Here is a 23,323-nt window from a genome sequence, read left to right on the forward strand (position 1 = left end):
AGAAAAAAAGCGCAGCCTCATCCAGCGTGACATACTCCCGCCAGCTACGCTGACACTTTTTTAGGGCCTTTCTTTTTAAGATGGTCATCTCCCTTTCACTATTGTTTCGAAGTGAGAGACGTCTTCCGTTGATTCGTTAAAACTGGAACGCGAACTCGTTCAGCGGCCAATAGCGAAGATCGACTTTGCCGACGATTCGGCTGATTTTCACGAAGCCGAAATGCCGACTGTCCCAACTGCCCAAACGATTATCGCCAAGGACAAACACACAGCCAGGCGGCACCCTCGTTTTTCCTGTCACTTCCTCCAGCGTAAAATCACCGGTCAGCTTGCCCCCAGCTAATCTTTGCTTATACGGGCGCAAATACGGCTCATCCATCCGTTTCCCATTGACATACAACACATCGTTTTTATACTCAATCCGGTCGCCCGGCAAGCCAATGACGCGCTTGACATAGTCTTCGTTTCTCGTGGCGTGAAAGACGATTACATCAAACCGATGAATCGGACCGATGTCATAAGACAGCTTGTTGACAACGAGCCAATTGCCATTTTCTAACGTTGGCATCATCGATTTTCCTTCAACGATATAAGGACTGAACACAAACAAACGGAGCGCAACCGCAAGGCAGACGGCTGTCATCCACAGCCACCGGCGCCCTTGTTTCTCTTTCCGTTCTGTCACTCTCCGTCCCCCTCGCTTTCGCGTTTTTCCGTCAGTGAAAACCTCGCTTCGACCCGCTTTCCGGCATACCAAAGAAGGAAAACGGCTGCGGTGATCATCGCCGTCCGCAGCGGCTGGTGGACGAGCGCCACCAAGTCGTAGCCGATGAAACTGATCGTAAACACCATGATCATCTTTCCGAGAAGCACAGCCAGTATAAACTGCTGCCGACTGATGCGCGACAGCCCGGCGACAATGTTGACAAGTGCCGACGGAGTGAACGGAAAACAATACAGCAAAAACAGCGGCCCGAATCCGTGCCGTTCAATCCAATGCATAAATTGGCGCACCTTCCGATGACGGCGGACAAAATGAAAAAAGCGCTTCTGCCCCACTTTCCGCGTCAGCCAAAAAACGAGGAGCGACCCAAGCGAGGCGCCGAACCAAGAAATGAAAAATCCTTTCCACAACCCAAACGCCGCTGCATTGGCCATGACAAAAACAACCATTGGCAAAATCGGAAAAAATGATTCCAAAAGCGTCACCGCGATGCCGGGAAGCAAGCCAAAGGAGCGATACTGATCAAGCAAAGCAAGAATGTGATCGAGTGTGAACCATTGTTTGACGGTTTCCATGTCCATGTATCTTTCCCCATTCACATGCTGTTTATATGTCTATTTTACACCCCTAGGCGCCCAATTGGAACTCACCTTTGCAAAATTACGTCTGTTTTTCCTGCTGCATGCGGAATATGTACTGGAGCTTGCGTTCTCGCGCTTCCATCCGTTCGGATAACTTCGTCCGCAGTTGGGCGGTCCGGTGCAATTGATTGATAAACGACTTGCAGGAAACATCGAGGGAGACACTTTTTCCGTTGCGGAAATACACGATGGTCTGTTCATATTTGGCAGGTTCGTATTGATAGACGTGCATGTGCGAAAGCCAAACGCAGCGGAAATCTCGTGGAGAAGCGGTTGGGAATACGTAAATTTCATTGGACGGTTCGATGGCGATCGGCGCCTTATGGGTGATGCCGATAATGGCCTTGGTTCCCTCTTTCCTCCCCCGGTAGCTACTGCCATAATAATCACAACTCTGTTTGACGATATCGGTCGGCGTTTTTTTCACAATGTACTCGCCATCTTCCTCGATGACTTTCGCATACACGTCGCTGTTCAAAAAGTAGGGGAGAATTGCCATCGTATATCGACTGACGATGAACTGTTCAAGGACAATGAACTCGTTGATCTTCATCGATCCATCTCCTTTCCTATTCGCTCGCTATTTTCTATCATAACACAAGTAGTTATATTTTTCTATATTTTGAAAAAAGTTAAGGCTCTTCATCAAAAATTGTACTTGATTTTTTCATTACACATCTTAACTTATGCATCCACGAAAGAACAGGGGAAATCAATCATTTTTTGCCTACACCTGTTTAGAAGGCTGGTGAAAAATGGTTGTTTCTTTTGAGCAATGGGGGATCGTTTGAAAGGTAATCCTGATGCGACGAGGCTTTTCTATTTGAAAAACGGGCTTGATCAGCGGCTTGCCCCCTTAAATCATCGGTCTCTTAGAGAAGTTCACTGTCTGTCAAGTACACGTTTTGATGACGAACCAAAGTTAATGAACAAACCCATGACGCTGGTCATGGGTCGGTTTAGGCGTTCTCAAACGTTTGACCGATTTCTTTCATCGCCAAATATTCATTCGCTTGTTCCAGCGCCGTATGTTCGCCGACAGAGTCGCCCGCGTACGTTTCCTCATTCATTCCCCATTGTTCAAAATGGAGATCGGTGCTGACGCGGAATTCCGCCGGCATTACCTCCGGCAGCTCGCTTTTGTCCTTTTTCATCGCATCGCCTCCTGCCTATATAGCATGCGCCGTCTTTTTCCTTTTATGCGCTGCACTTGCAGCCAAACCAAAAAAATGAGGTTGTCCCGAAGGATCAGGACAACCTCTTTCGCAGTGATCGGCGCATCGCTTTGTGTTTCATGCGATGCTATCTTGAAGGCAGACAACCGTTTCGGTCAGTTTCATTCAAGCCTTTGTAAACTGTTCTTCCTCGGTCGATCCTTTCAACGCGACGGTCGACGACTGGCCGCCGGAGATGACTTGGGCGACTTCATCGAAATAGCCGGTGCCGACTTCGCGCTGATGGCGCGTAGCCGTATACCCGTACTTCTCAGCGGCAAACTCGGCTTGCTGCAGCTCAGCGTACGCCGCCATGCCGCGCTCCTTGTAACCGCGCGCCAGTTCGAACATGCTATAGTTAAGGGCATGGAACCCGGCCAAAGTGACGAATTGGAATTTGTATCCCATTTTCCCAAGCTCTTGCTGGAACTTCGCAATCGTTTCATCATCCAGCTTTTTCTTCCAGTTGAATGATGGCGAGCAGTTGTACGCCAACAGCTTGCCCGGGAACTTCTCGTGAATGGCTTCGGCAAACTGCCGCGCTTCCTCCAAGTTCGGTTCGCTCGTTTCGCACCAAATGAGATCCGCATACGGCGCATAGGCCAAACCGCGGGCGATCGCCTGACCGAGACCAGCTCTCGTGCGGTAAAACCCTTCCGGCGTCCGCTCGCCGGTAATAAATTCTTGATCGCGCGGGTCGATGTCGCTTGTGATCAAATCAGCGGCATTGGCATCGGTGCGGGCGATCAGCACCGTCGGGACACCCATCACATCGGCAGCGAGGCGCGCTGCAATCAAGTTGCGCACCGCCGTTTGCGTCGGCAACAGCACTTTGCCTCCTAAATGGCCGCATTTTTTCTCCGATGACAACTGATCCTCAAAGTGGACGCCAGCCGCTCCCGCCTCAATCATCGCTTTCATGAGCTCAAACACGTTCAGCTGGCCGCCGAACCCAGCCTCGGCATCGGCAACGATCGGCACGAAATAATCGATATCGCCGCTGCCTTCCAAATATTGGATTTGATCTGCACGCTGCAATGCTTGGTTAATGCGTTTCACAACATGTGGAACGCTGTTGGACGGATACAAGCTTTGGTCCGGATACATATGCCCGGCGAGGTTGGCATCGGCCGCCACCTGCCAGCCGCTTAAGTAAATGGCTTTCAGCCCCGCTTTCACCTGTTGCACCGCTTGATTTCCGGTCAGCGCGCCGAGCGCATGAACGTAATCTTCCGTATTTAACAGCTGCCATAACTTCTCGGCTCCGCGCCGAGCGAGCGTATGCTCAATATCAAGCGAGCCGCGCAACTTAATGACATCTTCCGCGCTGTACGGACGGACAATTCCTTTCCAGCGCTCCTCATTTTTCCAGCTTTCCTCCAATTGACGAACACGTTCAGCAAATGACGCCATTTTCCCTTCCCCCATTCTTTTGTTATAATACATATATTTATTTACAACATTATTATATAACAGAACTAGAAAAATGCAATCCTTTTTTGCAAAATTTTTTTCATTAGGAAAATAGCCGCACAATGTTCATAAACATGGTGTTTTTGTCGCTCCTCGTTTTGGTATGATCGATCATGAAGGGAGGATCATGATGAAAAAACTATATATCATTGTCGCCAGGCTCTTGCTGATTGGCATCGGTGTTGGCATTATCTATTTCACTGTCTACCAACCAGCTTCCATGCGTCTGCCGAAGAACGTGACGATGGAAACGGCGTGGGGAGCCCCTTATTCCTTTGACGGCTTGCCGCCCAAAGTTCGACTCATCGAATTCATCTATACGAACTGCCCGGATATTTGCCCGAATACGACGATGCAAATGGCCAAACTGCGCGACCGGCTGCAAAAAGCCGGAGTGTTCGGGCGCGATGTGGAATTCGTCACGATCACTATCGACCCAGCGCGCGACACGAAAGAAAAACTGCAAGCATACGCAAATGCATTTGGCATAACTGGCGATGGGCAAGGATGGGTGTTTTTGCGCGGCAGCAAAGCGGCGACAAAAGCGACGGCGGACGCTTTCCACTTCCAATACCGTGACCCGGGAAACGGGATGATGGTGCATACGTCGCTCGCTTACTTGCTCAATCGGGACGGACGGGTCATCGAACAGATCGACATGGGGGGAGCGTCACGATTTCGTGTTGATGAAGTGTACGAAACGATTATGGATGAATTGTCATAACGATTTTGTACAGGTGTAAAAAAAGAGGGCATTGTCTGCCCTTTTTTCATTGAAGAACGCCGAACCTTTCACATCAACATCGAATAGCAACTAAGCACGACAACCGCAGCAAGCACAACAACAATAACATTCGCACCGAGCCAGGCGGCCGTCACCGCCGCCGCAAAACCGATCACCCCAAAAAGAACGTCGTCTTGAATGAAAAAAATATCAGGGATAATCAGCGCGCCAAGTGCAGCATACGGCACATTTTTCAGCACTCCTTGCCAAAACGGCGGCAGCTCGACGCGCCCAAGCAGCACGAACGGCAACATGCGCGGCAAATACGTGACGATCCCCATGCCGAGAATCATCCAAACGATCGCGTTATTCATCCTCATTCTCCCCCTTCTTCGCCAGCCACTCGACGACGACTGCGGAAAGAAGCGTTGCCAGCACGATCGACCAGCCTTTAGACAGGTGAAAGACAAGCGTGCCGAGCGAATTGAACACGGCGGCTAATCCTGCCAGCCATACCGTTTTCCGCTCCTTTTTCAGCGCTGGGACGAGCAAGCCGATAAACATGGCGTACAAAGCGACCGACATGCTCTCTTGTAAGCTTTCCGGCAAACTCGCCCCGACAGCATAACCGATGCCGGAGTTGACGACCCAGCTGCCGTACGCCATCATGATCAACCCAAACATATACGAAGCGCTGACCGTCCCCTCTTTCATGGCCGCAACGGAAAACGTTTCATCGGTGATGCCAAACGCATACAGCGCCTTTTTCCAAAGCGCATCCGCCTCCGCTTTTTCGTTGAGCGAAGCGGACATTAAAAAATGGCGAAGGTTTAAAACAAATGTTGTTAAAATGATTTCAAATATGCCGGTACCGACGGAAAGCAAGCTGAGGGCAATATATTGCGAGGCGCCGGCAAAAACGACGACGCTCATCAGCACCGTTTCTGCGAGCGTCAGCCCGGTCGTCTTAGCGAGCAGACCAAATGTCAGCGCGATCGGCATATAGCCGATGGCGATCGCCACCCCCGCCTGCACCCCTTGGCGAAACGGCGCCATTTTCCCGGCCATCCATGTCGTTTTCATCCATCCATTCCCCCGTTTCGCTAGTTTGATATGTTTATTGTCTAAAAATCGCTGTCATTTCGCAACCCGAACATAGGTCAATTCTTTTATCCTCTTAACTAGAAAGCCGGTGAAAAGCCGCTGTCGCACACCAATCGATGGCATTTTCATTCCGAAGAGAAAGCTGGTTCTGCAAGGTTTTTCTAATTGAGAAACGAGTGGAATCAGTCGTTTTCGCACGAAATCACCAGCCTCCTAGGAAACTCCCGCTTGGGCGCAAAGCGGGAGTAGGGGAGAAAATCCATCTATGATATAATCGAATTGATTCATTATTTGCGCAATTGAAAAGGAGTGGGCTATTGTGTCAGTAAAACCGCACGTATTGACCGAACGCGGCGTTCTCCGCTATGAACAGGTGACGTATCCGATGGAAGAGCGCGGCTTGCAGTTCGGCGATGGGGTCTACGAAGTCGTGCGCCTATACAATGGAACGTACATCTGGTTAGAAGAACATCTCAATCGTCTGTATCGTTCGGCGGCTGCTATTCGCCTGTCCGTCCCGTTCGCTCCCGAAGAGCTGGCCGCGCGGCTCGAGGAGCTCCGCCGCTTGAACGATGTGCACGAAGATGCCATTTTATATTTGCAAGTGACGCGCGGAAGCTTTCCCCGCGCCCATGCTTTTCCGGCGGAAAACCGCCCGAACTTGTATGCCTACATCGAGCCGATGGCGCGGAAAAGAAACGAAATGACGCGTGGCGTGCACGTCATTGTGACCAAGGATGTCCGCTGGGAGTATTGCTATATTAAAAGTTTGAACTTGTTGCCAAACGTGCTGGCCAAGCAAGAAGCAATCGAGCGCGGGGCATTCGAAGCGATTCTCCACCGCGATGGCATCGTCACGGAAGGAAGTTCGTCGAACATTTTTCTCGTCAAAGCTGGGACGGTATATACCCATCCTGCCACCGAGCGGATTTTAAACGGCATCGTCCGCACGAAAGTGAAGCAGTTTTGCGGTGAGCTTGGCATCCCGTTCATGGAAGAAGCGTTTTCGGTCCACGACCTCGCCCAAGCCGATGAGCTGTTTTTAACGAGTACCACTTCGTCCATTATTCCGATCATCCAAGTGGACGACACCACGATCGGCAGCGGCCAGCCGGGAGCCGTCACCCAATCGTTGCAAGCCGCCTACCAAACGGCAACGCAGCCGGCCGCGCGCAACGCCTAGTGGGCCCACCAATGTAAAGCGAGGTGTCCCGCTCCTCTCGTTCGGGGCACCTCGCCTCGTCTATTGGCTGAGGACCGCGCGATCGCTCGCAAATTGACTGCCGCGAATGCGTTGAAATTCAGCAAGCAGCCGTTCGACGGTCAGCTCCTCCTTTTCCTTTCCTTCGGCGGCAAAGATGATTTGTCCGCCGTCCATCATAACGAGCCGGTTGCCAAGGCGAATCGCCTGCTCCATGTTATGCGTCACCATCAGCGTCGTCAAACGGTGTTTGGCGACGATTTCCTTCGTCAATTCAGTGACGAGCTCAGCGCGCGCCGGGTCGAGAGCAGCCGTATGTTCATCAAGAAGAAGCACATCAGGCTTAGTAAACGTCGCCATCAATAACGAGAGCGCCTGCCGCTCGCCGCCGGAAAGCAGTCCTACTTTCGCTGTCAGCCGGTCCTCTAGCCCTAAATGAAGCGTTCGCAGCGTCTCGCGAAACCACTCGCGCTTTTGCTTCGTCACGCCGAACCGAAGCGTGCGCCGCTTCGTCCGGTTGTAAGCGAGCGCAAGATTTTCCTCAATCGTCATATGCGGGGCGGTGCCGGCCATCGGGTCTTGAAAAACGCGGCCGATATGACGGGCGCGCGCATGTTCCTTAAGCGATGTCACATTGCGGCCGTTGATCCACACTTCCCCCGTGTCGGGAGACAGCCGTCCGGAAATGATGTTCATCAGCGTCGATTTCCCGGCGCCGTTGCTGCCGATGACCGTGACGAAATCGCCGGGGGAAAGCGTCAAGTCGATGCCGCCTAAAGCAATTTTTTCATCGGCTGTTCCTTCGTTAAACACTTTTGTAATTCGTTTCAGCTCCAGCAACAGCCTCCCCCCTCTCCAGCTGCTCGGCTTTTCGTCTTTTTCTCCGCTTTTCTTTTTGGGCCGCCCAGAGGTTGGGCACGATGAGGGCCGCCATGACAATGAGAGAGGTAATCAGCTTCACATCGCTCGTCTCCAAAAACTCGACCCGCAAAGCGAGCGCCAAAATCAGGCGATAGACGATGGCCCCGCCGATCACTGCCCACGTCGCCCGAACAACGGAGTGAGCGCCAAACAGCGCCTCGCCGATAATGACGGAAGCTAACCCGATGACAATCATGCCAATTCCCATGCCGATGTCACTAAATCCTCCGTACTGGGCGACGAGCGCCCCGGAAAAAGCGACAAGCGCATTCGACAGCCCAAGCCCAAAGATGATGAGGCCATCCGTATTGGCGGAAAAGCTCGCCACCATCGGCTGATTGTCCCCCGTGGCCCGCATGGCAATGCCCAACTCCGTTTTCAACAACCAGTCCACCATTCCTTTTACCACGACCGCCACCGCCGCCATCGCTGCGAGCACCGCCCACGTTCGCGGCGCGAATCCTGTGAAGGAAAGGGCTCGGTTGAGCACATCATCCCATCCGGCCTGCTGCCAAGCGGCTGTAATTTGCTTGATGACCGTTTCCTCTTGAAGGAGCGGAATGTTCGATTTTCCCATGATGCGCAAATTGATCGAATACAACGCGATCATCATTAAAATGCCTGACAAGAGCGGATTGATCTTCCCTTTTGTATGCAAAAGTCCTGTCGCGACTCCGGCGGCAAATCCGGCCAATAGCGCCGCGGCCGAAGCGGCAAACGGATTCGCTCCGTTGACGATCATCACGGCGGCGACCGATGCGCCGGTGACAAAGCTGCCGTCAACCGTCAAATCGGGAAAGTCCAACACGCGAAACGACAAATAGACACCAAGCGCCATCACAGCGTAAATCAAGCCGGCCTCCACCGAACTGAACATGGCCGTCCACACACCATTCACCCGCCTTTTGACGGCAATCCCCCTTCGTCGAAGGGGGAAGCCGCTCGTTTATTCAATGTATTCCGCGATCGAATCCCATTCGGGATTGAGTTTAATCCCCATTTCTTGGGCCGCTTTTTTGTTGATGACCAGCTTCAGCTTTTTCGGATACTGCACTGGAAGCTCGGACGGCTTTTTGCCGTCTTGCAAAATTTGCGCCGCCATTTCCCCGGCTTCATATCCGATGTCGTAATAGTCAAAGCCATAGGCGGCAAACCCACCGCGTTTGACAGAATCAAGCTCGCCGACGAACAGCGGGATGTCGTGTTCATTGGCGACTTGAATGACCGATTCGAGCGCCGACACAACCGTGTTATCCGTAATGATGTAAAAACAGTCGACCTTGCCGACCAGCGATTCAGCCGCCTGCTTCACTTCCGCGGACGTGGATACCGATGCGGGCACGATCTGCAAATCCGTCCCTTCCATCGCTTTTTTAACTTGCTCGACTTGGGCGACCGAATTTTGTTCGCCGGCGTTGTACACCATGCCGACGCGATGGCCTTGCACATACTTGTCAATAAACTGCACCGTTTTCGGAATCGCGTCAGGGTGGGTATCCGTCGTTCCTGTGACATTGCCGCCCGGCTGTTCCATCGATTGCACGAGCTGGGCGCCAACCGGATCGGATACCGATGTAAAGACGATGGGAATGTCTTTCGTCGCATTGAGCGCAGCCTGCGCGCTTGGGGTTGAATTGGCAAAGATCAAATCCACGCCATCGGAGACAAAATTGTTGGCGATCGTTTGGTTGGTGCTTTGATCGCCTTGGGCGATTTGCACGTCATACTTAACGGACAGCCCCTTGTCTTTTAACGCTTGCTGGAATCCTTTGCGCGCCGCATCGAGCGACGGATGCTCCACGATTTGCGTCACGCCGATTTTGTACGTTTTTTCCTTCTGTCCTCCGCCTTCCCCGTTTCCTTGGCCGCCCCCTGTTTCCTTTGCTCGGCCGCAGCCGCCGAGCAGAAACAAGCCGGCCGCACAGACGATGGCGAAACGCCGTATACGCTTGCCCATATAATCTAGTCCCCCTATGTAAAATAATTCAAAACTATCTTATATTTAAAATTATAAAAAATAATAAAATTATTTTCAATATACTATTGCCGGAAATGAAAAAAAGAGAGGCCCAGACGCGCGAGCCCCTTCTTTGCCGCGTCACGGACCTCCCGGCGCTTTCCGCCCCAACCATCAAGCGCGAGAAGCAACGAATTGCTCTTTCAATATTCTGCGCAAAATTTTTCCAGTTGTGTTTTTCGGCAGTTCATTCAAAAACTCAATGGCGGTCGGCACCTTATATTTCGCCAGCCGTTCGCGACAATAGGCGATCAATTGCTCGGCGGTCAACTCCGGATTTTTCGTGACTACAAACGCCCTTACCGCCTCGCCGTAATCCGGGTCGGGAACGCCGATCACCGCCGCTTCGACCACATCCGGATGGCTGTACAGGACTTCCTCGACTTCACGCGGGTACACGTTATAGCCGCCGACAATGATCATCTCTTTTTTTCGGTCTACGATGTAAAAGTAGCCATCCTCGTCCATGCGCGCCAAATCACCGGTGTGCAACCAACCGTCGCGCAAGGCGATGGCTGTTTCCTCCGGCATTTTATAATACCCCTTCATGACGTTCGGGCCGCGGACGACAAGTTCGCCCACTTCGCCGACCGGCACTTCCTCACCGTATTCGTTCACCACTTTGTTGATCACGTTCTTAATGTTCGTCCCGATCGACCCCGGTTTGCGCGGCCGGTCGAGCGGGTTAAAGCAAGTGACCGGCGACGCTTCGGACAGCCCATACCCTTCGGAAATGATCACATTGAATTTTTCTTCGAAGTTTTTCAGCAACGCAACCGGCATGGAAGCGCCTCCTGAAATGCAAAGGCGAAGCGTCCGCAGATCGTCGGCACTCCCCTCCTTATACTGGTAAAGAAAGTTATACATCGTCGGCACGCCGGCAAAAATCGTCGCCCGCTCTTCGCGAGCAAGCGCAAACAATTGCGCCGGACTGAACTTCGGCATGATGAGCACCGTTCCCCCGTTCATCAGCGGAGCATTGAGAGCGACGCTCAGACAAAACACATGGAACATCGGCAAAGCGGCAATGACGCGATCATGCTCATTGATGCCTAAATAATCGGCTATATCTTGGGCGTTGCTGTATAAGTTTTTATGGGTGAGCATCGCCCCTTTCGGTTTTCCTGTCGTTCCCGACGTATACAAAATGACGGCCACTTCGTCATCGGCAAGCTCAGGGCCGGTGAATTCCGGGCTGCCGGCAGCCAACACGGCAGCAAACGTTTTCATCTCTTCGGTCAACGGAACTGCTTTTTCCTTTCCTTGCGGCGTTTCACAAACGATCGCATGGGAAAGCAGCGGCAGCCGCCGCTTTGCCTCGGCGAACAACGGCGCGAGCAAATCAAGGCCGATGACGGCTTTTACATCGCCGTTTTGCAAAATATAGCCGATTTCCTCCGGGGTGTAAATCGGGTTAATCGGGATGACGGTCGCGCCGAGTCGCAGCACCCCGTACAAGCCGATGACAAACTGCGGCGAGTTGCCAAGCAGCAGGGCAACGTGATCGCCGCGGCGAATGCCAAGCTGTGCCAACCCATCAGCGAATTGTGAAACAGCGGCGTTAAGCTGCCGATAGGTGCAGCGCTCCCCTACAAACACATACGCTTCCTTGTCCGGCAATTGCTTTGCGATTTGCGCTAATCGTGCAGGTAAGTTCATGCGAAGCTCCTCCCCCAAAATGAATGAATGACCATTCATTTTACAAGTAAAAAAATTCGAACTATACCTATTATAAAAAAAAGAGCAGCAAAGGACAAGAGAAAGCGTTTCCTTTGCTGCTTCTCTAAAAGGCCGGTGATTGAAGGGAGCGAGCCGCTTATCAAACCTGTTTCGCAAATAGATAAACTTTGTCGCATCAGGAGCGCCTTGCAAACGTTCCCCATGACTCAAGAGAACCAACCGTTTTTCAATAGCCTCCTAAAACCGGCTTGGCTACGGTGCCCATACGAGCCCGGTGCGAGCTAGGCGAATGACGCCACCAAATAAGCGGGCAGCCTCCTCGACAAGCTGCTCATGACGGCCAACGTGCGGCAAATGCGTCAGCCACAATTCGCCGACTTCTGCCCCTTTGGCGATAGCCGCCGCCTCCTCGCTCGTCATGTGCCCGGCCGCTGCCGCATGTTGCCCAGCGTAAAAGTTGCACTCGCTGATCAGTAAATCGGCGCCTTGCGCAAACGGCACAAACTCCGGCAAATAGCTGGAATCAGCGGTATACACAACGTCCTTGCCGCCGGCGCTAATCCGCATCGCGTAGCACGGCACCGGATGGGCGGTTTTGAGAAACGACAGCGCAAACGGACCCACCGTTACCGTTTCTTGCGGATCATACGCTACGCCTTCGGTGATGCCGCTGTGGGTCAAGCGGACAAACGCCTCCTCGTCTTCCGCATGGCCATAGATCGGCAACACGGGCAAATCGGCGCCCAAATTTCGATGGATGAGGCGCGCGTATTGAAGCGGTCCAATATCGGCCACATGATCGTAATGATAGTGGGAAAGGACAACCGCATCCAACTGCCGGACATCGACCTCGTTTTGCAGTTTGGCAAGCGCTCCGCTTCCACAGTCAACAAGAAGGTGAAACCCATCATGTTCGAATAAATACGCTGATGTCGCTTCATTGGCAGCGGGAAATCCTCCCCAATAACCGATGACCGTCACTTTCATCGCCGTTCTCTCCTTTCTTTCGTTTTATTTCCATCATACACAACGAAGCCTATTTTTTCATCTTTCATATTTTGTTTTAAAACAACTATTGACATTCTAGGTTGTGTTATAATACAATAAAACCAACAAGACAACGGAGGGGATCGGAAATGTTGGCTAAAGTGTTGGAATTTTTCAGAAACTTACCACCAAAAAAATGTCTGCACTGCGGAAAAGAGATGGATGAGCAACATGAATGCTACGGCAACACGTGCTCGGACTGCCTTGGCGCCGCTTACCGCCAATAGGTGAGCGGACGCATCCCTTGCGTCACACATTGTGCCGGCTGCCCCGCCGGCAAACGGCTGTTCCCCGATACAGCCTGTCTTTTGCACACGCCTCCATCATAGAGGCGTCTTTTTTTTTGCATGATATCCCCCGACATGATGAGCATAAAAATCTCCAGCATCCGATAAAGAAGGGTTGATCCAAAAGGTGGTTTGCCTTCAAGATCGGCACAACCGATCCGTAGAAGCCCAACACGCAACGAAAGAGGGGTATCCCGCTCCTTGTGGGATACCCCTTCTTCACTTAGCAAATTTCGCTCGTGACCGAACAATGAATACGGTCGGTTCAATAGCAAAAAAGGATAGCATTTAAGAACAAATGAGAGAAACGAACTTCCCTCATCCTGCTGGTGCGAATCAAAGCACAGATCACACTCAGCCTTACATGGCAGGCTCCTCTGCAGCCGTCCGATAACGCCGCCGGTACAAAAAGTGAAAATAAAGCAACGTTCCAGCCGCAAAAATCACCGCCACAATTCCTAACTTCGTCGCTTCTTCCCACATCACCGCAAAATCGCCACTTGAAATGACCGCTCTTAGCCCGCGAATCGCATGGGTCATCGGCAGCCAAGGATGCAACGATTGCAATTTATACGGAACAAGCTCAATCGGATACGTTCCAGCGCTTCCGATCAGCTGGGCGATCAGCAGCAAAATAGCGAGAAAACGGCCGGGATTATCAAACAAGGTCACAAGAAATTGAATGATCATCATAAACGTCAGGCTGATGATCCACGTAAACAACAAAAAGCGCCCAACGCTTTGCACGTGCAAATCGAGTCCATACAGCAACCACACATCAGCCAAGAGTGACTGGAATACCGCGGCCACCACCAAGACTCCCCATTTTCCGAAAAACCATGCTATTCCAGAAGTCGGGCGATCGACTGGTTCACGCAGCGGAAAGACGATGGTCAACAGCAGGGCACCGACAAACAGCCCTAATGACAAGAAGTAGGGCGCAAATCCCGTTCCGTAATTAGGAACATGATGGAGCGGCTGCTTTTTCTTTTGCACAGGATCGGCGATCATATCATACACGCGGTCGTTCGCTTGAACGTGGGCGGCTTGTTTCGCCCCCTCGTTCAGGCGGTCTTCCATCTTTGCCGCTCCTTTTGTTAGTGAATCTAATCCGTTGGTAAGCGCTTGGCCCCCGTTAGAGAGCTTTTTCATTCCATGGTGAAGCGAATTCACTCCTTGGGCTAGCTCTTTTGTCCCATCATTCAGCCTCTTGGCCCCACCCGCCAACTGATGCGTACCAGATACAAGTTTGTCTGATCCGTTTGCAAGCGCTCCAACTCCTTGCGCCAATTGGTCTGTTCCGGCAGCCAATCGCGCAGCGCCGCGGTCAGCACGGCCAAGCTGCTTGGCGAGCTCTGTTGCTCCCGATCCTAATCGTTGATGAGCGGCCGATAATTGAGAGGCTCCGGACGCAAGTTTTTGCTGACCATCTACGAGCTTGTCGATCGCATCTTGCACAGCTTGTTGCCCGTTGACAAGCGATGCCGTTCCACCGGCAAGGCGAGCGGCCCCGTCTTGCAGCTGTCCAGCTGTATCAGCAAGTTTTCCTACACCGACCGCCACCGCTTTACTTCCCTCAACAAGCGGCTGCAACTGTTGTGACAGTGCCTGTAAAGCTGCCTTTTGATTCGGATCGACCGCTTTCTCAGACAACGCCTGCAGTGCCGCAGCATACTGCGCGAGCCCTTCGCTTACTCGGTCAGCACCAGCTGCTGCTTCTCCCGCTTTCTGCCCCCACTGCGCCATCCCTTGAGATAGTTGCTCGGCACCAGAACGCAGCTTCGTTGTTCCATCCGTCAGCGCCGGAAGACGAGATTGCAGTGTTTGTAACCCCGTTAATGATTGATTGAGCCCCTCGGCCAACCGGGTAGCACCGGCCTGAGCTTGCTGCTCTCCGTCAGCCAACCGGTTTGCGCCGGCCGCTAATTGGCCAAGACCAGCTTGGAGAGCGGATGCGCCATTTTTCACTTGCGAAGCGCCGCTACTAGCCGCCTGAAGGCCTTGATCAAACACGATCGATTTATCCGCTAACTCCGTTAAATATCTTGATAGACTTCCCGTTCCTTCTCGAAGCTTCTGCATTCCGGCTTCTAAACGTGCACTTCCTTGCTCGGCGGCGTCTACTCCTTTTGTCAGACGGCGGCTTCCTTGTTCTGCTGATTGCAAACCTTCATGCAGCCGCTCAGCGCCATCCGCCGCTTCTTTCAAACCTTTTCCCGCTTCTTTCATTTTCGTCAACATGGCTTCGGCATACGCTTTAGTGACATTTTTGCCGATCTCCCCTTTGATGGCTGAAACGGCAGAATCGCCGATTTTCCCGACGAGATAGTTCGCTCCTTCATTGACGATGTACTTAAGGCGAAGCGGTTGGGGCGCAGCATCTTGCACCGTCGTAGCGTGCTCAGAAAAATCAGCTGGAATCATTATCGCCATATAATAGTCGCCGTTTTGCAAACCGTTTAACGCCTTATCGCGATTGACAAAATGCCAAGAAAATGAATGGGTTTTTTTCAACCGCTTCACCACATCGTCACCGAGATGAAGAGAATGGCCATCGAGGTTCGCTCCCCGATCTTCATTGACGACCGCCACGGGCAAGCGGTCCAAATGACCATACGGGTCCCAAAACGCCCATAAAAACGACCCGCTGTAAAGAAGGGGGATAAACAAAACAGCAACAATGGGAATCAGCACTTTAGGACGAAACAAAATCGCCCGCCATTCTTTGGCCAGCATCGCACAAATCCCTCCTTTGTACAAATGACCAATTTGTCTATTTAGTCAAACACGAGAAATAAAGAATGGATCATCTATTTTGATAATCCTTGCAAAAAATACAGCGTGAACAATTCGGCAATTTGTTCTTTGCTCAGCGGCTCATGCTCCTTTTCCCAATCGACGATCAGGGCGATGTAAGTTTTCAGCATCACAAACGCCGTAATTTCCGAATCACAAGGGCGGATTTCGCCTTTTTCCACCGCCGCCTCGATTTTACATCGAATGAATCGGACCATCTCGCGATCAAACTTTGCCAATACTTCCTGCACCGCCGCCGTGCCGATGCTGCGCACTTCTTGAAGCAGCTTGGCGGTCAGCTGATGGCGTTGGCGAAATTTCAGAATGCGATACAAGGCGCGGGGAACATTTTCGGAAAACGGCAACGATGGATCCATCGCCTGCTCGGCTTCGGTTTTAATTTGAGCGATCAAGGAAGAAATAATTTCATCAAGAAGCTCCTCTTTGCTTTTAAAAAACGTATAAATCGTTCCTTTGCCGACGTTGGCGAGCCTAGCGATTTGTTCCATCGTCGTCGCTTTATAGCCAAAAGCGGAAAATGATTGGGCCGCTGCAGAAATGATTTGTCGTTTCCGGTCGCTTGCCATGAGCCTCATCCTTCAATATGACTAAATGAACATTTTGGTCAATTCGTATCCTTATCTTATCATAGCCAGCGTTTCCTGTAAAGGGGGAACGGATAGACAACGAGGGTGTCCCGAAAGGATCGAGACACCCTCTTTCGCTGCTCTATATAAGTGCTGACTGCTTCTGCCGCACGATCGGTTGTGCCGATCTTGAAAGCAGACAACCTTTTGAGTCAGCCCCTCTCTCATCGCTATATAAGCACCAAGCGCTTCTCGGACACACTATATGCTATATAAGCAGCAAACGTTTCTCGGCCGCACTATATATTGTGACGATCGTGAAAATACCTAAATAGGAAAATGGATCGAGGGATTTTCATCCTTCCAAAATGTGATGAATTTTTTCCGTCATGCGAGTTGATCTTCAAGAGCGCCTTTTCGATCAGCCCCGTTCCCGCTGCGAAGAAGCCGCCGAACGGCGCGGCTTCATCGGCTGCAAGAAGATCGTCCCCTCTCGCCTGCACACCGCTGAACGCTCCTTCTCTCCGGGGTCTAGAGGGCGAAGGCTTCTCGGTTCAAAGTGAGAAAACAGCGCCCCTCCCTAAACCGTTCGGCCCCGGTCCTCGATTACTCAGCGCGTTTGCTCCCCGCTTCCATCATTTGAACGGACTGCTGTTTTTCCCAATACTCAAGCACATCGCGGACGGCCTTCTCCGCTTGGTCAATGCAATCGGGCAGCCCGAGCCCCTCATAGGAACTGCCTGCTAAAAACACCCCCGGCAGCGCGGCGGCCATCTGCACTTTAATGTCCGCCAACCGCTCGCGATGACCGACCGTATACTGCGGCATCGCCCGCTTCCACCGCGAAATGACGGCAAACTGCGGCGGGCCGTCGATGTTCATCACTTTGTTTAAATCATCGAGCACAACGCGAACGATTTCATCATCGGGCTGATCGACGATCTCTTCGTCGCCCGGCCGTCCGACATAGCCGCGCAAAAGCGCTTGGCCGGGGGGCGCGGTATGCGGCCATTTTTTATGCGTCCACGTGCATGCGGTCAGCGTGTAATCGCTGCGGCGCGAAACGACAAACCCGGTGCCGTCAATGTCCCGACGAATCGCTTTTTCCGGAAAGGCGAGCGCGACCGTTGCCACCGATGTGAGCGGCACTGACCGGAACGGGGCAAAAAACGGGTAGTCGGCGAACAGATCCGGCACCGTGTGATGCGGGGTAGTGATGATGACGCTGCCCGCCTCCCACGTTTCACCCGTGCTCAACCGCAGCCGGTACGTCGAGCCGAGGCGGGTGATCCGCTCAACGCGCACCCCTTTGATGACACTGCCCGGCTCGAGCCGTTTTTCCACTTCTTCAACGAGCGATTGCAAGCCTGTTTTTAACGTCTGAAACGCCCCTTTTCGCTCTCTCTGCTCCTTCGGCGTCGTCCGTCTCGCTCCGCGAACGAGGCTCCCGTATTTTTGTTCAAGTTGGAAAAATTGCGGGAATGTCGCCATTAAGCTCATGTTGTCGATGTCGCCGGCATAAATCCCCGATAACAGCGGCTCGATCAAATGGTCGACCACTTCGTCGCCTAAACGGCGGCGGAAAAAGCGGCCGAGCGGCATATCGCCCTCGGTTTTCACCGGCGGCAGCACGAAATCAAGCGCGGCTCGCAGCTTGCCGAACGGAGAAAACAAGCCGGTCGTCAAAAACGGGGCGAGGCGCGTCGGAATGCCCATCACCGCCCCACCTGGGATCGGATACAGTTTGTCATTGACCAAAATATACGACGTTCCCGTCGCATTGTGAACGATCTCGCGCTCAAGCCCGACCTCTTGCACTAAGCGGAACGCGCTCGTTTTCCGCGCCAAAAACGAATCCGGCCCGCGCTCGATGACAAAGCCATCGCGAATGACCGTCTGCACTTTTCCGCCGAGCCGGTGCGTCGCTTCGACGAGCTTGCACGTCAGCGGGAGACGTTGGTTTTTGATCGCTTTTTGCAAGTAGTAGGCGGCGGCTAGGCCGGTAATGCCGCCGCCGACAATGACCACCGTCCGTTGTCCATCACTCATCGCGATCGCCTTCTTTGGCCAGCCGATTGAGCACGACCGTCGCCAACGCGTCGATAAATAGCGGATCGGTATTCGGCATTTTTGGACGATAATAGCGGGCCCCGATTTCCTCGGTCACCTGTTTACATTCAATGTCATTATCGTACAATACTTCCAAATGATCAGAAACAAAGCCGACCGGCGCATAGACGAATGAAGTATAACCGTAAGTTTGATGAAGCTCGCGCGTCAAATCCTGCACATCCGGACCGAGCCAAGGTTCCGGCGTTTGTCCAGCGCTTTGCCAGCCGACGGCGTAATGGGCGACCCCGGCTTGCTCGGCGATGCGTTTGGCCGTGTCTTCAAGCTGCGCAGGATACGGATCGCCGGCTTGAATGATTTTTTCCGGCAAGCTATGGGCGGATACGATCAGTACGGCCCGCTCGCGCTCATGCTCCGGCATGGCCGCAAAAATCGCCTCCACTTGCTCGGCCCAATATCGCAAAAACTTCGGTTCGTCATACCATTGATCAATCGTATAAATCGTCGGCCCGCCCAGCTGCTCGGCTGTTTGTTTCGCCCGCTCGTTGTACGAGCGAACGCTAAAGGTTGAATAATGCGGGGCTAAGACGATGCCAACCGCTTCGCTGATGCCGTCCTCATGCATGCGCCTGACGGCATCCTCGATGAACGGTTCAATATGTTTGAGACCCAAATACACGCGAAACTCGACATCATCCTGCACCTCGTTCAGCCGCTCTTCCAGCCGTTTCGCTTGCGCCTCTGTAATGGCAGCGAGCGGCGACAGCCCGCCGATCGCCCGATAGCGCGCTTTTAAATCATCGATCTGTTCCTGAGGCGGCTTGCGCCCATGGCGAATGTGCGTATAATACCGTTCGATATCGCTTTCTTGATACGGCGTGCCGTACGCCATCACCAACAGCCCAATCGTTTTGTTTGCCATCGTATTGCACCTCTTTTAGTTCCGTGAAGTATAGTCATGGATAAAAGCGGTCAGCCGCTTCAATGTCGCCGGCTCAACATCTGGAAAAATGCCGTGTCCTAAGTTGAAGACATAGCCTGGCCGCTCCATTCCTTCGTCCAAAATGCGCTTCACCCGCTCTTCAATCACATCCCACGGCGCGAGCAGCACGGCCGGATCCAAATTGCCTTGAATCGTTTTCGTCACCCCTTGACGACGCGCGTCGCGAATCGACAGCCGCCAGTCAAGACCGATGACATCCAATGGCAAATCATTCCACTCGCGCACCAAATGGCTGGCGCCGACGCCAAACATGATGAGCGGCACCCCTTCTTCGCGCAAAGCGGCAAAAATGCGCGCCATCGCCGGTTTGATGAACGTGCGGTAGTCATCCGCATTGACCGCCCCGACCCAAGAGTCGAAAATTTGCACGGCGCTCGCCCCGGCTCGAATTTGCGCTTTCACATAGCGGATCGTCATCGCCGCAAGCTTGTCCATCAAGGCAAACCACGCGTTTGGTTCAGCGTACATAAACGCCTTCGTTTTATGGTAGTTTTTCGACGGGCCGCCTTCAATCATGTAGCTGGCGAGCGTAAACGGCGCGCCGGCAAAGCCGATCAGCGGCACATCGAGCTGTTCGTTGACAAGCAGTCGAATCGTTTCTAAGACGTATGGCACATCGCGCTCCGGGTCGATCTCTCCAAGCCGCTCCACATCATGAAGCGAGCGGATCGGGTTGGAAATGACGGGACCAACGCCGCCGCGAATTTCCACGTCCACACCGATGGCCGGCAGCGGTGTCATAATATCTTTATATAAAATAGCGGCATCGACGCCGTATTGCTCCACCGGCAGCCTAGTGACATAAGCGCAAAGCTCCGGCTGGTGCGTAATCTCAAACAAGGAGTACTTTTCTTTCAGCGCCCGGTATTCCGGTTGCGATCGTCCAGCTTGCCGCATATACCAAACCGGCACATAGGCCGTTTTTTCGCCGCGGCAGGCGCGCAAAAATGTATCGTTCATTCGTCTCGTCATCTTCATCCGCCTTTCTTTCACCCAGTCCAATCAGCCGTTCCTTATCGTTTTTGCTCATTCGCATTGCGTATCTCTTTTTCACTATACCGCTTTCGATGTCCAATGTATAGAGAAGGAAACGAACTGTCAAAAAATCGACCGATTTTTCAACCTGTGCCTATTATAGCAAAACGCTGTTCCGACAGCACGGGACAGCGTTTTTCATTAGATGAGAACCATGGCGACAACGGTCGTGATCGCCAAACCGATAGCAACCGGCGGCAAGTTGCGGCGCGCCAGCTCAAACGGATCAACGCCGCAAATCGCGGCAGCCGGAATGAGCGCCCACGGAACGAGCGTACCACCGCCAACCCAAATGGCCGCGACTTGGCCGAGCGCGGTTAATGTCGCCGCTCCGCCGCCAATCGCCACCGAAAACAAGTGCGCGATCGAGCCGGCGAGCGAGATGCCGGACAAACGGCGACACCATCACATCGTTGATGCCGGTCACGGCCAGCACTTTACTCATCGCCACAATAGCCGACGCCAGCGCCAAAAACGCCAGCCGGTGGCGTCAAGCCCGCTTGGGAGCCGCGTGCCGCCTCGCCGTCCACAACGCGATGATGGTTCCTACAAGCCAAGTCGCCACCCAAAGCCCGCGCGGCGAAACGGCGGCGAGCACAAGGTGAAACACGGTGTTTTGTCCAAACAACAAAACGAACAACAACCGAACCGCCGCCGCGGCCGGCTGGGTCGATGGGACGGGATAAAGCCGCGGCCATAGCGAATGGCGATGACGATAAAACAGCGCCGCCAATTGCAGCGCGGTCGCATAAAGAAACAAATACACGATGGCCGCTTGGGCGTATTCGTTTCCAATGAACGCAAGAAGGACGCCGCCGATCGCGGTTAGACGGATATACAAACCGGCATATCCACCAGCGCGGAAGAACGTGCGCACGTATAAGTGAAAAAAGACGTGCGCCCTCCCGTACGGAATGAGGCGAAGCGCCGGATCAAGCCAGCGCCGCCGCTTCGCTTCCTCCTGCCATCCGGGAACATCGACAAACATACTGGCCAAGCGGTAAAATTTGTTTTTCGCCCGCTGTTCATCACGAATAAGCCGCTCCCACTTCCACCCTTTTCCCTTCGTCAGCCGCCAGACGTAGACAGAAACGCCGGCGATACACAAAGCGACCGCCACCAAAAATGGCCACGGCGCTGACGCCAGCACAAGACCGATCGCAACCGCCGCCAAGCTGAAGCGGACAAACGCACTCCAGCGCCCAAAAGACGGATCAGCGATTCGACTTCCTCTCCAGGCAGCCCACAAATTCCATAGTTTCAGCCCCGTGAGGATGAGCAAAAACAGCGGCCAAGGCAGCGGCGAAAAACGGGCATGAAGAGGTCCAGCCAGCAACAACAGCAGACAGAGGCCGTAAACGTGCCAGACTAAAGAAAACCAAAACGCCCGTTGAATATACGGGCGCAGCTGCCGTTCCGCTGGAAGCAAAAACACAAGATCGGCCTCGCAAAACAGCGTGCGCACCGTTCCAGACGAAGCCGCCCATCCAAACACCACGGCGGCGATGAGCGGATACGGAAACGAGCGCGGAAGTCCCGCCGCCCAACGCTCATACCCCACGGCCAAGCCCGCCAAAACGATCAGCAAGCCGACGAGCAAATGGCTGTTCAACATGTACCGCCAATAGCGACCCTTTTTTTGCCAATCAGCCCACAACCGCTGCCGCCAAAGCCGGCCGGCATCCATCATGATTCATCATCCTTTGTCAATTCGAGATACAGGTCATCGAGCGTCGCCTCATTCCGTCCGCATTGGCGGCGGATGTCGTCAAGCGTCCCTTTCGCCCGCACGCGGCCTTGATGCAAAATCACAAACGAATCACAATATCGCTCGGCGGTCGCCAAAATGTGTGTCGACAACAAAATGCCCGCTCCCTTCGCCTTTTCCCGCTTCATCCGTTCAAGCAGCGCATAAATGGCAAGCGGGTCGAGGCCGAGAAACGGCTCGTCGATAATGTACAGCGGCGGCTCAAGCAAAAACGCGCAAACGATCATCACTTTTTGCTTCATTCCTTTGGAAAAGTGCGCCGGGAACGAGGAAAGCCGGCGCTCGAGCCGGAACTCGCGAAGCAAGGGCGGAAGGCGGCGCTCATACTCGTCCTCGCTTAGCCCGTACGCCATCGCCGCGAGACGCAAATGCTCTTCAAGCGTCAACTCTTCATACAGCACGGGGGTTTCCGGAATAAACGCAAACTGTTTTCGATACGCTTCCGGTTCGGTTTCGAGCGTATAACCGTTGATGGAAATAGCGCCGCGGCGCGGATCGAGCAAACCGATCACATGTTTGATCGTCGTGCTTTTGCCGGCCCCGTTCAGCCCGATTAAGGCCACCATTTCGCCGGGCTTGACGGCAAACGTCACGTCTTCCAATACGTTTTGCGCTGTATAGCCTCCGTATAAATGCTCCACGTGCAAAAGCGTCATCGTCTCTCCCTTTCTGCTGTGATCATGGCTTTTGTCCCCATTGTACCAAACAACCGCCTTGTTTACCAAAAAAACCCCCGCATACATCCCCAGCTTTCAGACATGATAAAAAACGAAGAGGGGATGAGGCGAAGCCAAACGTAGATGAACCGATCCATAAGAAATGGGGTGTTCGTCAAAGACACCGCAGTGAGCCGAAAACGATGGTGACCGTTTTGCAGCCATGACTACCTGTTGCCAAATGCAAATGGCAGCGACCCTCTCAAAGGGGATGGTCACGTTGAACAAAGGAAAACGCTCACGCTGACACGAGTTTCGCCGCAAATGGGGTGTTCATCAAACGCACATCGGACCGATTTCCCTCTCCCCTTTTCA

At 53.1% G+C, this 23,323-nt stretch carries 22 protein-coding genes and 1 pseudogene; 3 read left to right on the top strand and 20 right to left on the bottom strand.

All coding sequences use genetic code 11. From position 1 onward, the window contains the following. Positions 1-136: 136 nt before the first annotated feature. The 5 genes from lepB to aceA form a co-directional block, all read right to left on the bottom strand. Entirely contained in the window at positions 137-685 is a 549-nt protein-coding gene (gene lepB / locus B4113_RS05025; protein WP_033843217.1) for a signal peptidase I, read from the bottom strand. Continuing rightward, positions 682-1,305 carry a TVP38/TMEM64 family protein gene (locus B4113_RS05030; protein WP_033843216.1) on the bottom strand — a complete coding sequence of 208 codons (624 nt, stop codon included), beginning with the start codon at positions 1,303-1,305 and terminating at the stop codon, positions 682-684. Before B4113_RS05030 ends, lepB begins: the two co-directional genes overlap by 4 nt. 79 nt (positions 1,306-1,384) lie before the next feature. Continuing rightward, complete coding sequence (locus B4113_RS05035; RefSeq protein WP_033843215.1) at positions 1,385-1,918, bottom strand: competence protein ComK; 534 nt, start codon at positions 1,916-1,918, stop codon at positions 1,385-1,387. Between the two features lie 406 nt (positions 1,919-2,324). Continuing rightward, positions 2,325-2,519, bottom strand: coding sequence for a hypothetical protein (locus B4113_RS05040; RefSeq protein ID WP_033019657.1), 195 nt, complete (start codon positions 2,517-2,519; stop codon positions 2,325-2,327). Between the two features lie 186 nt (positions 2,520-2,705). After that, the gene (gene aceA, locus B4113_RS05045; RefSeq protein ID WP_033843214.1) at positions 2,706-3,992 is read right to left on the bottom strand and encodes an isocitrate lyase; all 1,287 of its coding nucleotides are present in this window, start codon (positions 3,990-3,992) and stop codon (positions 2,706-2,708) included. Positions 3,993-4,182: 190 nt separating this feature from the next. Between aceA and B4113_RS05050 the strand changes: the two genes are divergently transcribed. After that, on the top strand, positions 4,183-4,776 hold the full coding sequence (locus B4113_RS05050; RefSeq protein WP_033843213.1) for an SCO family protein: 594 nt from the start codon (positions 4,183-4,185) through the stop codon (positions 4,774-4,776). Positions 4,777-4,844: 68 nt separating this feature from the next. Here the strand turns inward: B4113_RS05050 and B4113_RS05055 are convergent, their stop codons facing one another. Continuing rightward, entirely contained in the window at positions 4,845-5,150 is a 306-nt protein-coding gene (locus B4113_RS05055) for an AzlD domain-containing protein (RefSeq protein WP_033843212.1), read from the bottom strand. Continuing rightward, complete coding sequence (locus tag B4113_RS05060; protein ID WP_061912275.1) at positions 5,143-5,859, bottom strand: AzlC family ABC transporter permease; 717 nt, start codon at positions 5,857-5,859, stop codon at positions 5,143-5,145. The genes B4113_RS05055 and B4113_RS05060 overlap by 8 nt, the downstream gene beginning before the upstream one ends. A 340-nt stretch (positions 5,860-6,199) precedes the next feature. Between B4113_RS05060 and dat the strand changes: the two genes are divergently transcribed. Further along, a complete protein-coding gene (gene dat / locus B4113_RS05065) occupies positions 6,200-7,063 on the top strand; it encodes a D-amino-acid transaminase (protein ID WP_061912276.1) in 864 nt (287 codons plus the stop codon). A gap of 60 nt (positions 7,064-7,123) precedes the next feature. Here dat and B4113_RS05070 read toward each other — a convergent pair whose 3' ends face one another. The 5 genes from B4113_RS05070 to B4113_RS05090 all read right to left on the bottom strand — a co-directional run bounded on the left by B4113_RS05070 (position 7,124) and on the right by B4113_RS05090 (position 12,686). Further along, positions 7,124-7,921, bottom strand: a complete 798-nt coding sequence (locus tag B4113_RS05070; protein WP_033844799.1) for an ABC transporter ATP-binding protein — start codon at positions 7,919-7,921, stop codon at positions 7,124-7,126. After that, complete coding sequence (locus tag B4113_RS05075) at positions 7,887-8,879, bottom strand: ABC transporter permease (RefSeq protein WP_061912299.1); 993 nt, start codon at positions 8,877-8,879, stop codon at positions 7,887-7,889. Before B4113_RS05075 ends, B4113_RS05070 begins: the two co-directional genes overlap by 35 nt. A gap of 69 nt (positions 8,880-8,948) precedes the next feature. Beyond that, positions 8,949-9,959 carry an ABC transporter substrate-binding protein gene (locus B4113_RS05080; RefSeq protein WP_061912277.1) on the bottom strand — a complete coding sequence of 337 codons (1,011 nt, stop codon included), beginning with the start codon at positions 9,957-9,959 and terminating at the stop codon, positions 8,949-8,951. Positions 9,960-10,133: 174 nt separating this feature from the next. Next, the gene (locus tag B4113_RS05085; RefSeq protein WP_061912278.1) at positions 10,134-11,678 is read right to left on the bottom strand and encodes a fatty acid--CoA ligase family protein; all 1,545 of its coding nucleotides are present in this window, start codon (positions 11,676-11,678) and stop codon (positions 10,134-10,136) included. Positions 11,679-11,951: 273 nt separating this feature from the next. Then, the gene (locus tag B4113_RS05090) at positions 11,952-12,686 is read right to left on the bottom strand and encodes an MBL fold metallo-hydrolase (RefSeq protein ID WP_061912279.1); all 735 of its coding nucleotides are present in this window, start codon (positions 12,684-12,686) and stop codon (positions 11,952-11,954) included. A 149-nt stretch (positions 12,687-12,835) separates the two neighbouring features. Here B4113_RS05090 and yhfH point away from each other — a divergent pair, with 149 nt between their 5' ends. Continuing rightward, positions 12,836-12,973, top strand: coding sequence for a protein YhfH (gene yhfH, locus B4113_RS18550; RefSeq protein ID WP_082799297.1), 138 nt, complete (start codon positions 12,836-12,838; stop codon positions 12,971-12,973). Between the two features lie 420 nt (positions 12,974-13,393). On the opposite strand, the gene B4113_RS05095 is transcribed toward yhfH, so the two are convergent. The 8 genes and pseudogenes from B4113_RS05095 to B4113_RS05135 all read right to left on the bottom strand — a co-directional run bounded on the left by B4113_RS05095 (position 13,394) and on the right by B4113_RS05135 (position 22,948). Next, on the bottom strand, positions 13,394-15,769 hold the full coding sequence (locus tag B4113_RS05095) for a YhgE/Pip domain-containing protein (RefSeq protein WP_061912280.1): 2,376 nt from the start codon (positions 15,767-15,769) through the stop codon (positions 13,394-13,396). 74 nt (positions 15,770-15,843) lie between these two features. Further along, positions 15,844-16,416, bottom strand: a complete 573-nt coding sequence (locus B4113_RS05100; RefSeq protein WP_033019642.1) for a TetR/AcrR family transcriptional regulator — start codon at positions 16,414-16,416, stop codon at positions 15,844-15,846. Between the two features lie 606 nt (positions 16,417-17,022). Next, positions 17,023-18,465, bottom strand: coding sequence for a protoporphyrinogen oxidase (hemY, locus tag B4113_RS05110; protein ID WP_033019640.1), 1,443 nt, complete (start codon positions 18,463-18,465; stop codon positions 17,023-17,025). Further along, positions 18,458-19,408, bottom strand: coding sequence for a ferrochelatase (gene hemH, locus B4113_RS05115; RefSeq protein WP_033019638.1), 951 nt, complete (start codon positions 19,406-19,408; stop codon positions 18,458-18,460). The genes hemY and hemH overlap by 8 nt, the downstream gene beginning before the upstream one ends. A 15-nt stretch (positions 19,409-19,423) precedes the next feature. Next, the gene (hemE, locus tag B4113_RS05120; RefSeq protein WP_033019742.1) at positions 19,424-20,461 is read right to left on the bottom strand and encodes a uroporphyrinogen decarboxylase; all 1,038 of its coding nucleotides are present in this window, start codon (positions 20,459-20,461) and stop codon (positions 19,424-19,426) included. A 204-nt stretch (positions 20,462-20,665) separates the two neighbouring features. Further along, a pseudogene (locus B4113_RS05125) lies at positions 20,666-20,914 on the bottom strand (hypothetical protein); the annotation flags it as partial. 100 nt (positions 20,915-21,014) lie between these two features. Further along, positions 21,015-22,214 (bottom strand): ABC transporter permease, encoded by a 1,200-nt coding sequence (locus tag B4113_RS05130; RefSeq protein ID WP_033019634.1) that lies wholly within the window; start codon positions 22,212-22,214, stop codon positions 21,015-21,017. Next, entirely contained in the window at positions 22,211-22,948 is a 738-nt protein-coding gene (locus B4113_RS05135; RefSeq protein WP_033019632.1) for an ABC transporter ATP-binding protein, read from the bottom strand. The genes B4113_RS05130 and B4113_RS05135 overlap by 4 nt, the downstream gene beginning before the upstream one ends. Positions 22,949-23,323 lie beyond the last annotated feature (375 nt).

It is taken from the genome of Geobacillus sp. B4113_201601, assembly GCF_001587475.1.
GTDB lineage: Bacteria > Bacillota > Bacilli > Bacillales > Anoxybacillaceae > Geobacillus > Geobacillus icigianus.

Bases quoted from the DNA above. Each gene is read 5' to 3' on its own strand.
- B4113_RS05035 (WP_033843215.1), bottom strand. From the start codon at position 1,918: ATGAAGATCAACGAGTTCATTGTCCTTGAACAGTTCATCGTCAGTCGA.
- B4113_RS05030 (WP_033843216.1), bottom strand. From the start codon at position 1,305: ATGGACATGGAAACCGTCAAACAATGGTTCACACTCGATCACATTCTT.
- hemE (WP_033019742.1), bottom strand. From the start codon at position 20,461: ATGACGAGACGAATGAACGATACATTTTTGCGCGCCTGCCGCGGCGAA.
- B4113_RS05080 (WP_061912277.1), bottom strand. From the start codon at position 9,959: ATGGGCAAGCGTATACGGCGTTTCGCCATCGTCTGTGCGGCCGGCTTG.
- B4113_RS05060 (WP_061912275.1), bottom strand. From the start codon at position 5,859: ATGAAAACGACATGGATGGCCGGGAAAATGGCGCCGTTTCGCCAAGGG.
- B4113_RS05085 (WP_061912278.1), bottom strand. From the start codon at position 11,678: ATGAACTTACCTGCACGATTAGCGCAAATCGCAAAGCAATTGCCGGAC.
- hemY (WP_033019640.1), bottom strand. From the start codon at position 18,465: ATGAGTGATGGACAACGGACGGTGGTCATTGTCGGCGGCGGCATTACC.
- B4113_RS05100 (WP_033019642.1), bottom strand. From the start codon at position 16,416: ATGGCAAGCGACCGGAAACGACAAATCATTTCTGCAGCGGCCCAATCA.
- B4113_RS05090 (WP_061912279.1), bottom strand. From the start codon at position 12,686: ATGAAAGTGACGGTCATCGGTTATTGGGGAGGATTTCCCGCTGCCAAT.
- B4113_RS05040 (WP_033019657.1), bottom strand. From the start codon at position 2,519: ATGAAAAAGGACAAAAGCGAGCTGCCGGAGGTAATGCCGGCGGAATTC.
- aceA (WP_033843214.1), bottom strand. From the start codon at position 3,992: ATGGCGTCATTTGCTGAACGTGTTCGTCAATTGGAGGAAAGCTGGAAA.
- B4113_RS05135 (WP_033019632.1), bottom strand. From the start codon at position 22,948: ATGACGCTTTTGCACGTGGAGCATTTATACGGAGGCTATACAGCGCAA.
- yhfH (WP_082799297.1), top strand. From the start codon at position 12,836: ATGTTGGCTAAAGTGTTGGAATTTTTCAGAAACTTACCACCAAAAAAA.
- B4113_RS05055 (WP_033843212.1), bottom strand. From the start codon at position 5,150: ATGAATAACGCGATCGTTTGGATGATTCTCGGCATGGGGATCGTCACG.
- B4113_RS05130 (WP_033019634.1), bottom strand. From the start codon at position 22,214: ATGATGGATGCCGGCCGGCTTTGGCGGCAGCGGTTGTGGGCTGATTGG.
- B4113_RS05050 (WP_033843213.1), top strand. From the start codon at position 4,183: ATGAAAAAACTATATATCATTGTCGCCAGGCTCTTGCTGATTGGCATC.
- B4113_RS05075 (WP_061912299.1), bottom strand. From the start codon at position 8,879: ATGTTCAGTTCGGTGGAGGCCGGCTTGATTTACGCTGTGATGGCGCTT.
- hemH (WP_033019638.1), bottom strand. From the start codon at position 19,408: ATGGCAAACAAAACGATTGGGCTGTTGGTGATGGCGTACGGCACGCCG.
- B4113_RS05095 (WP_061912280.1), bottom strand. From the start codon at position 15,769: ATGCTGGCCAAAGAATGGCGGGCGATTTTGTTTCGTCCTAAAGTGCTG.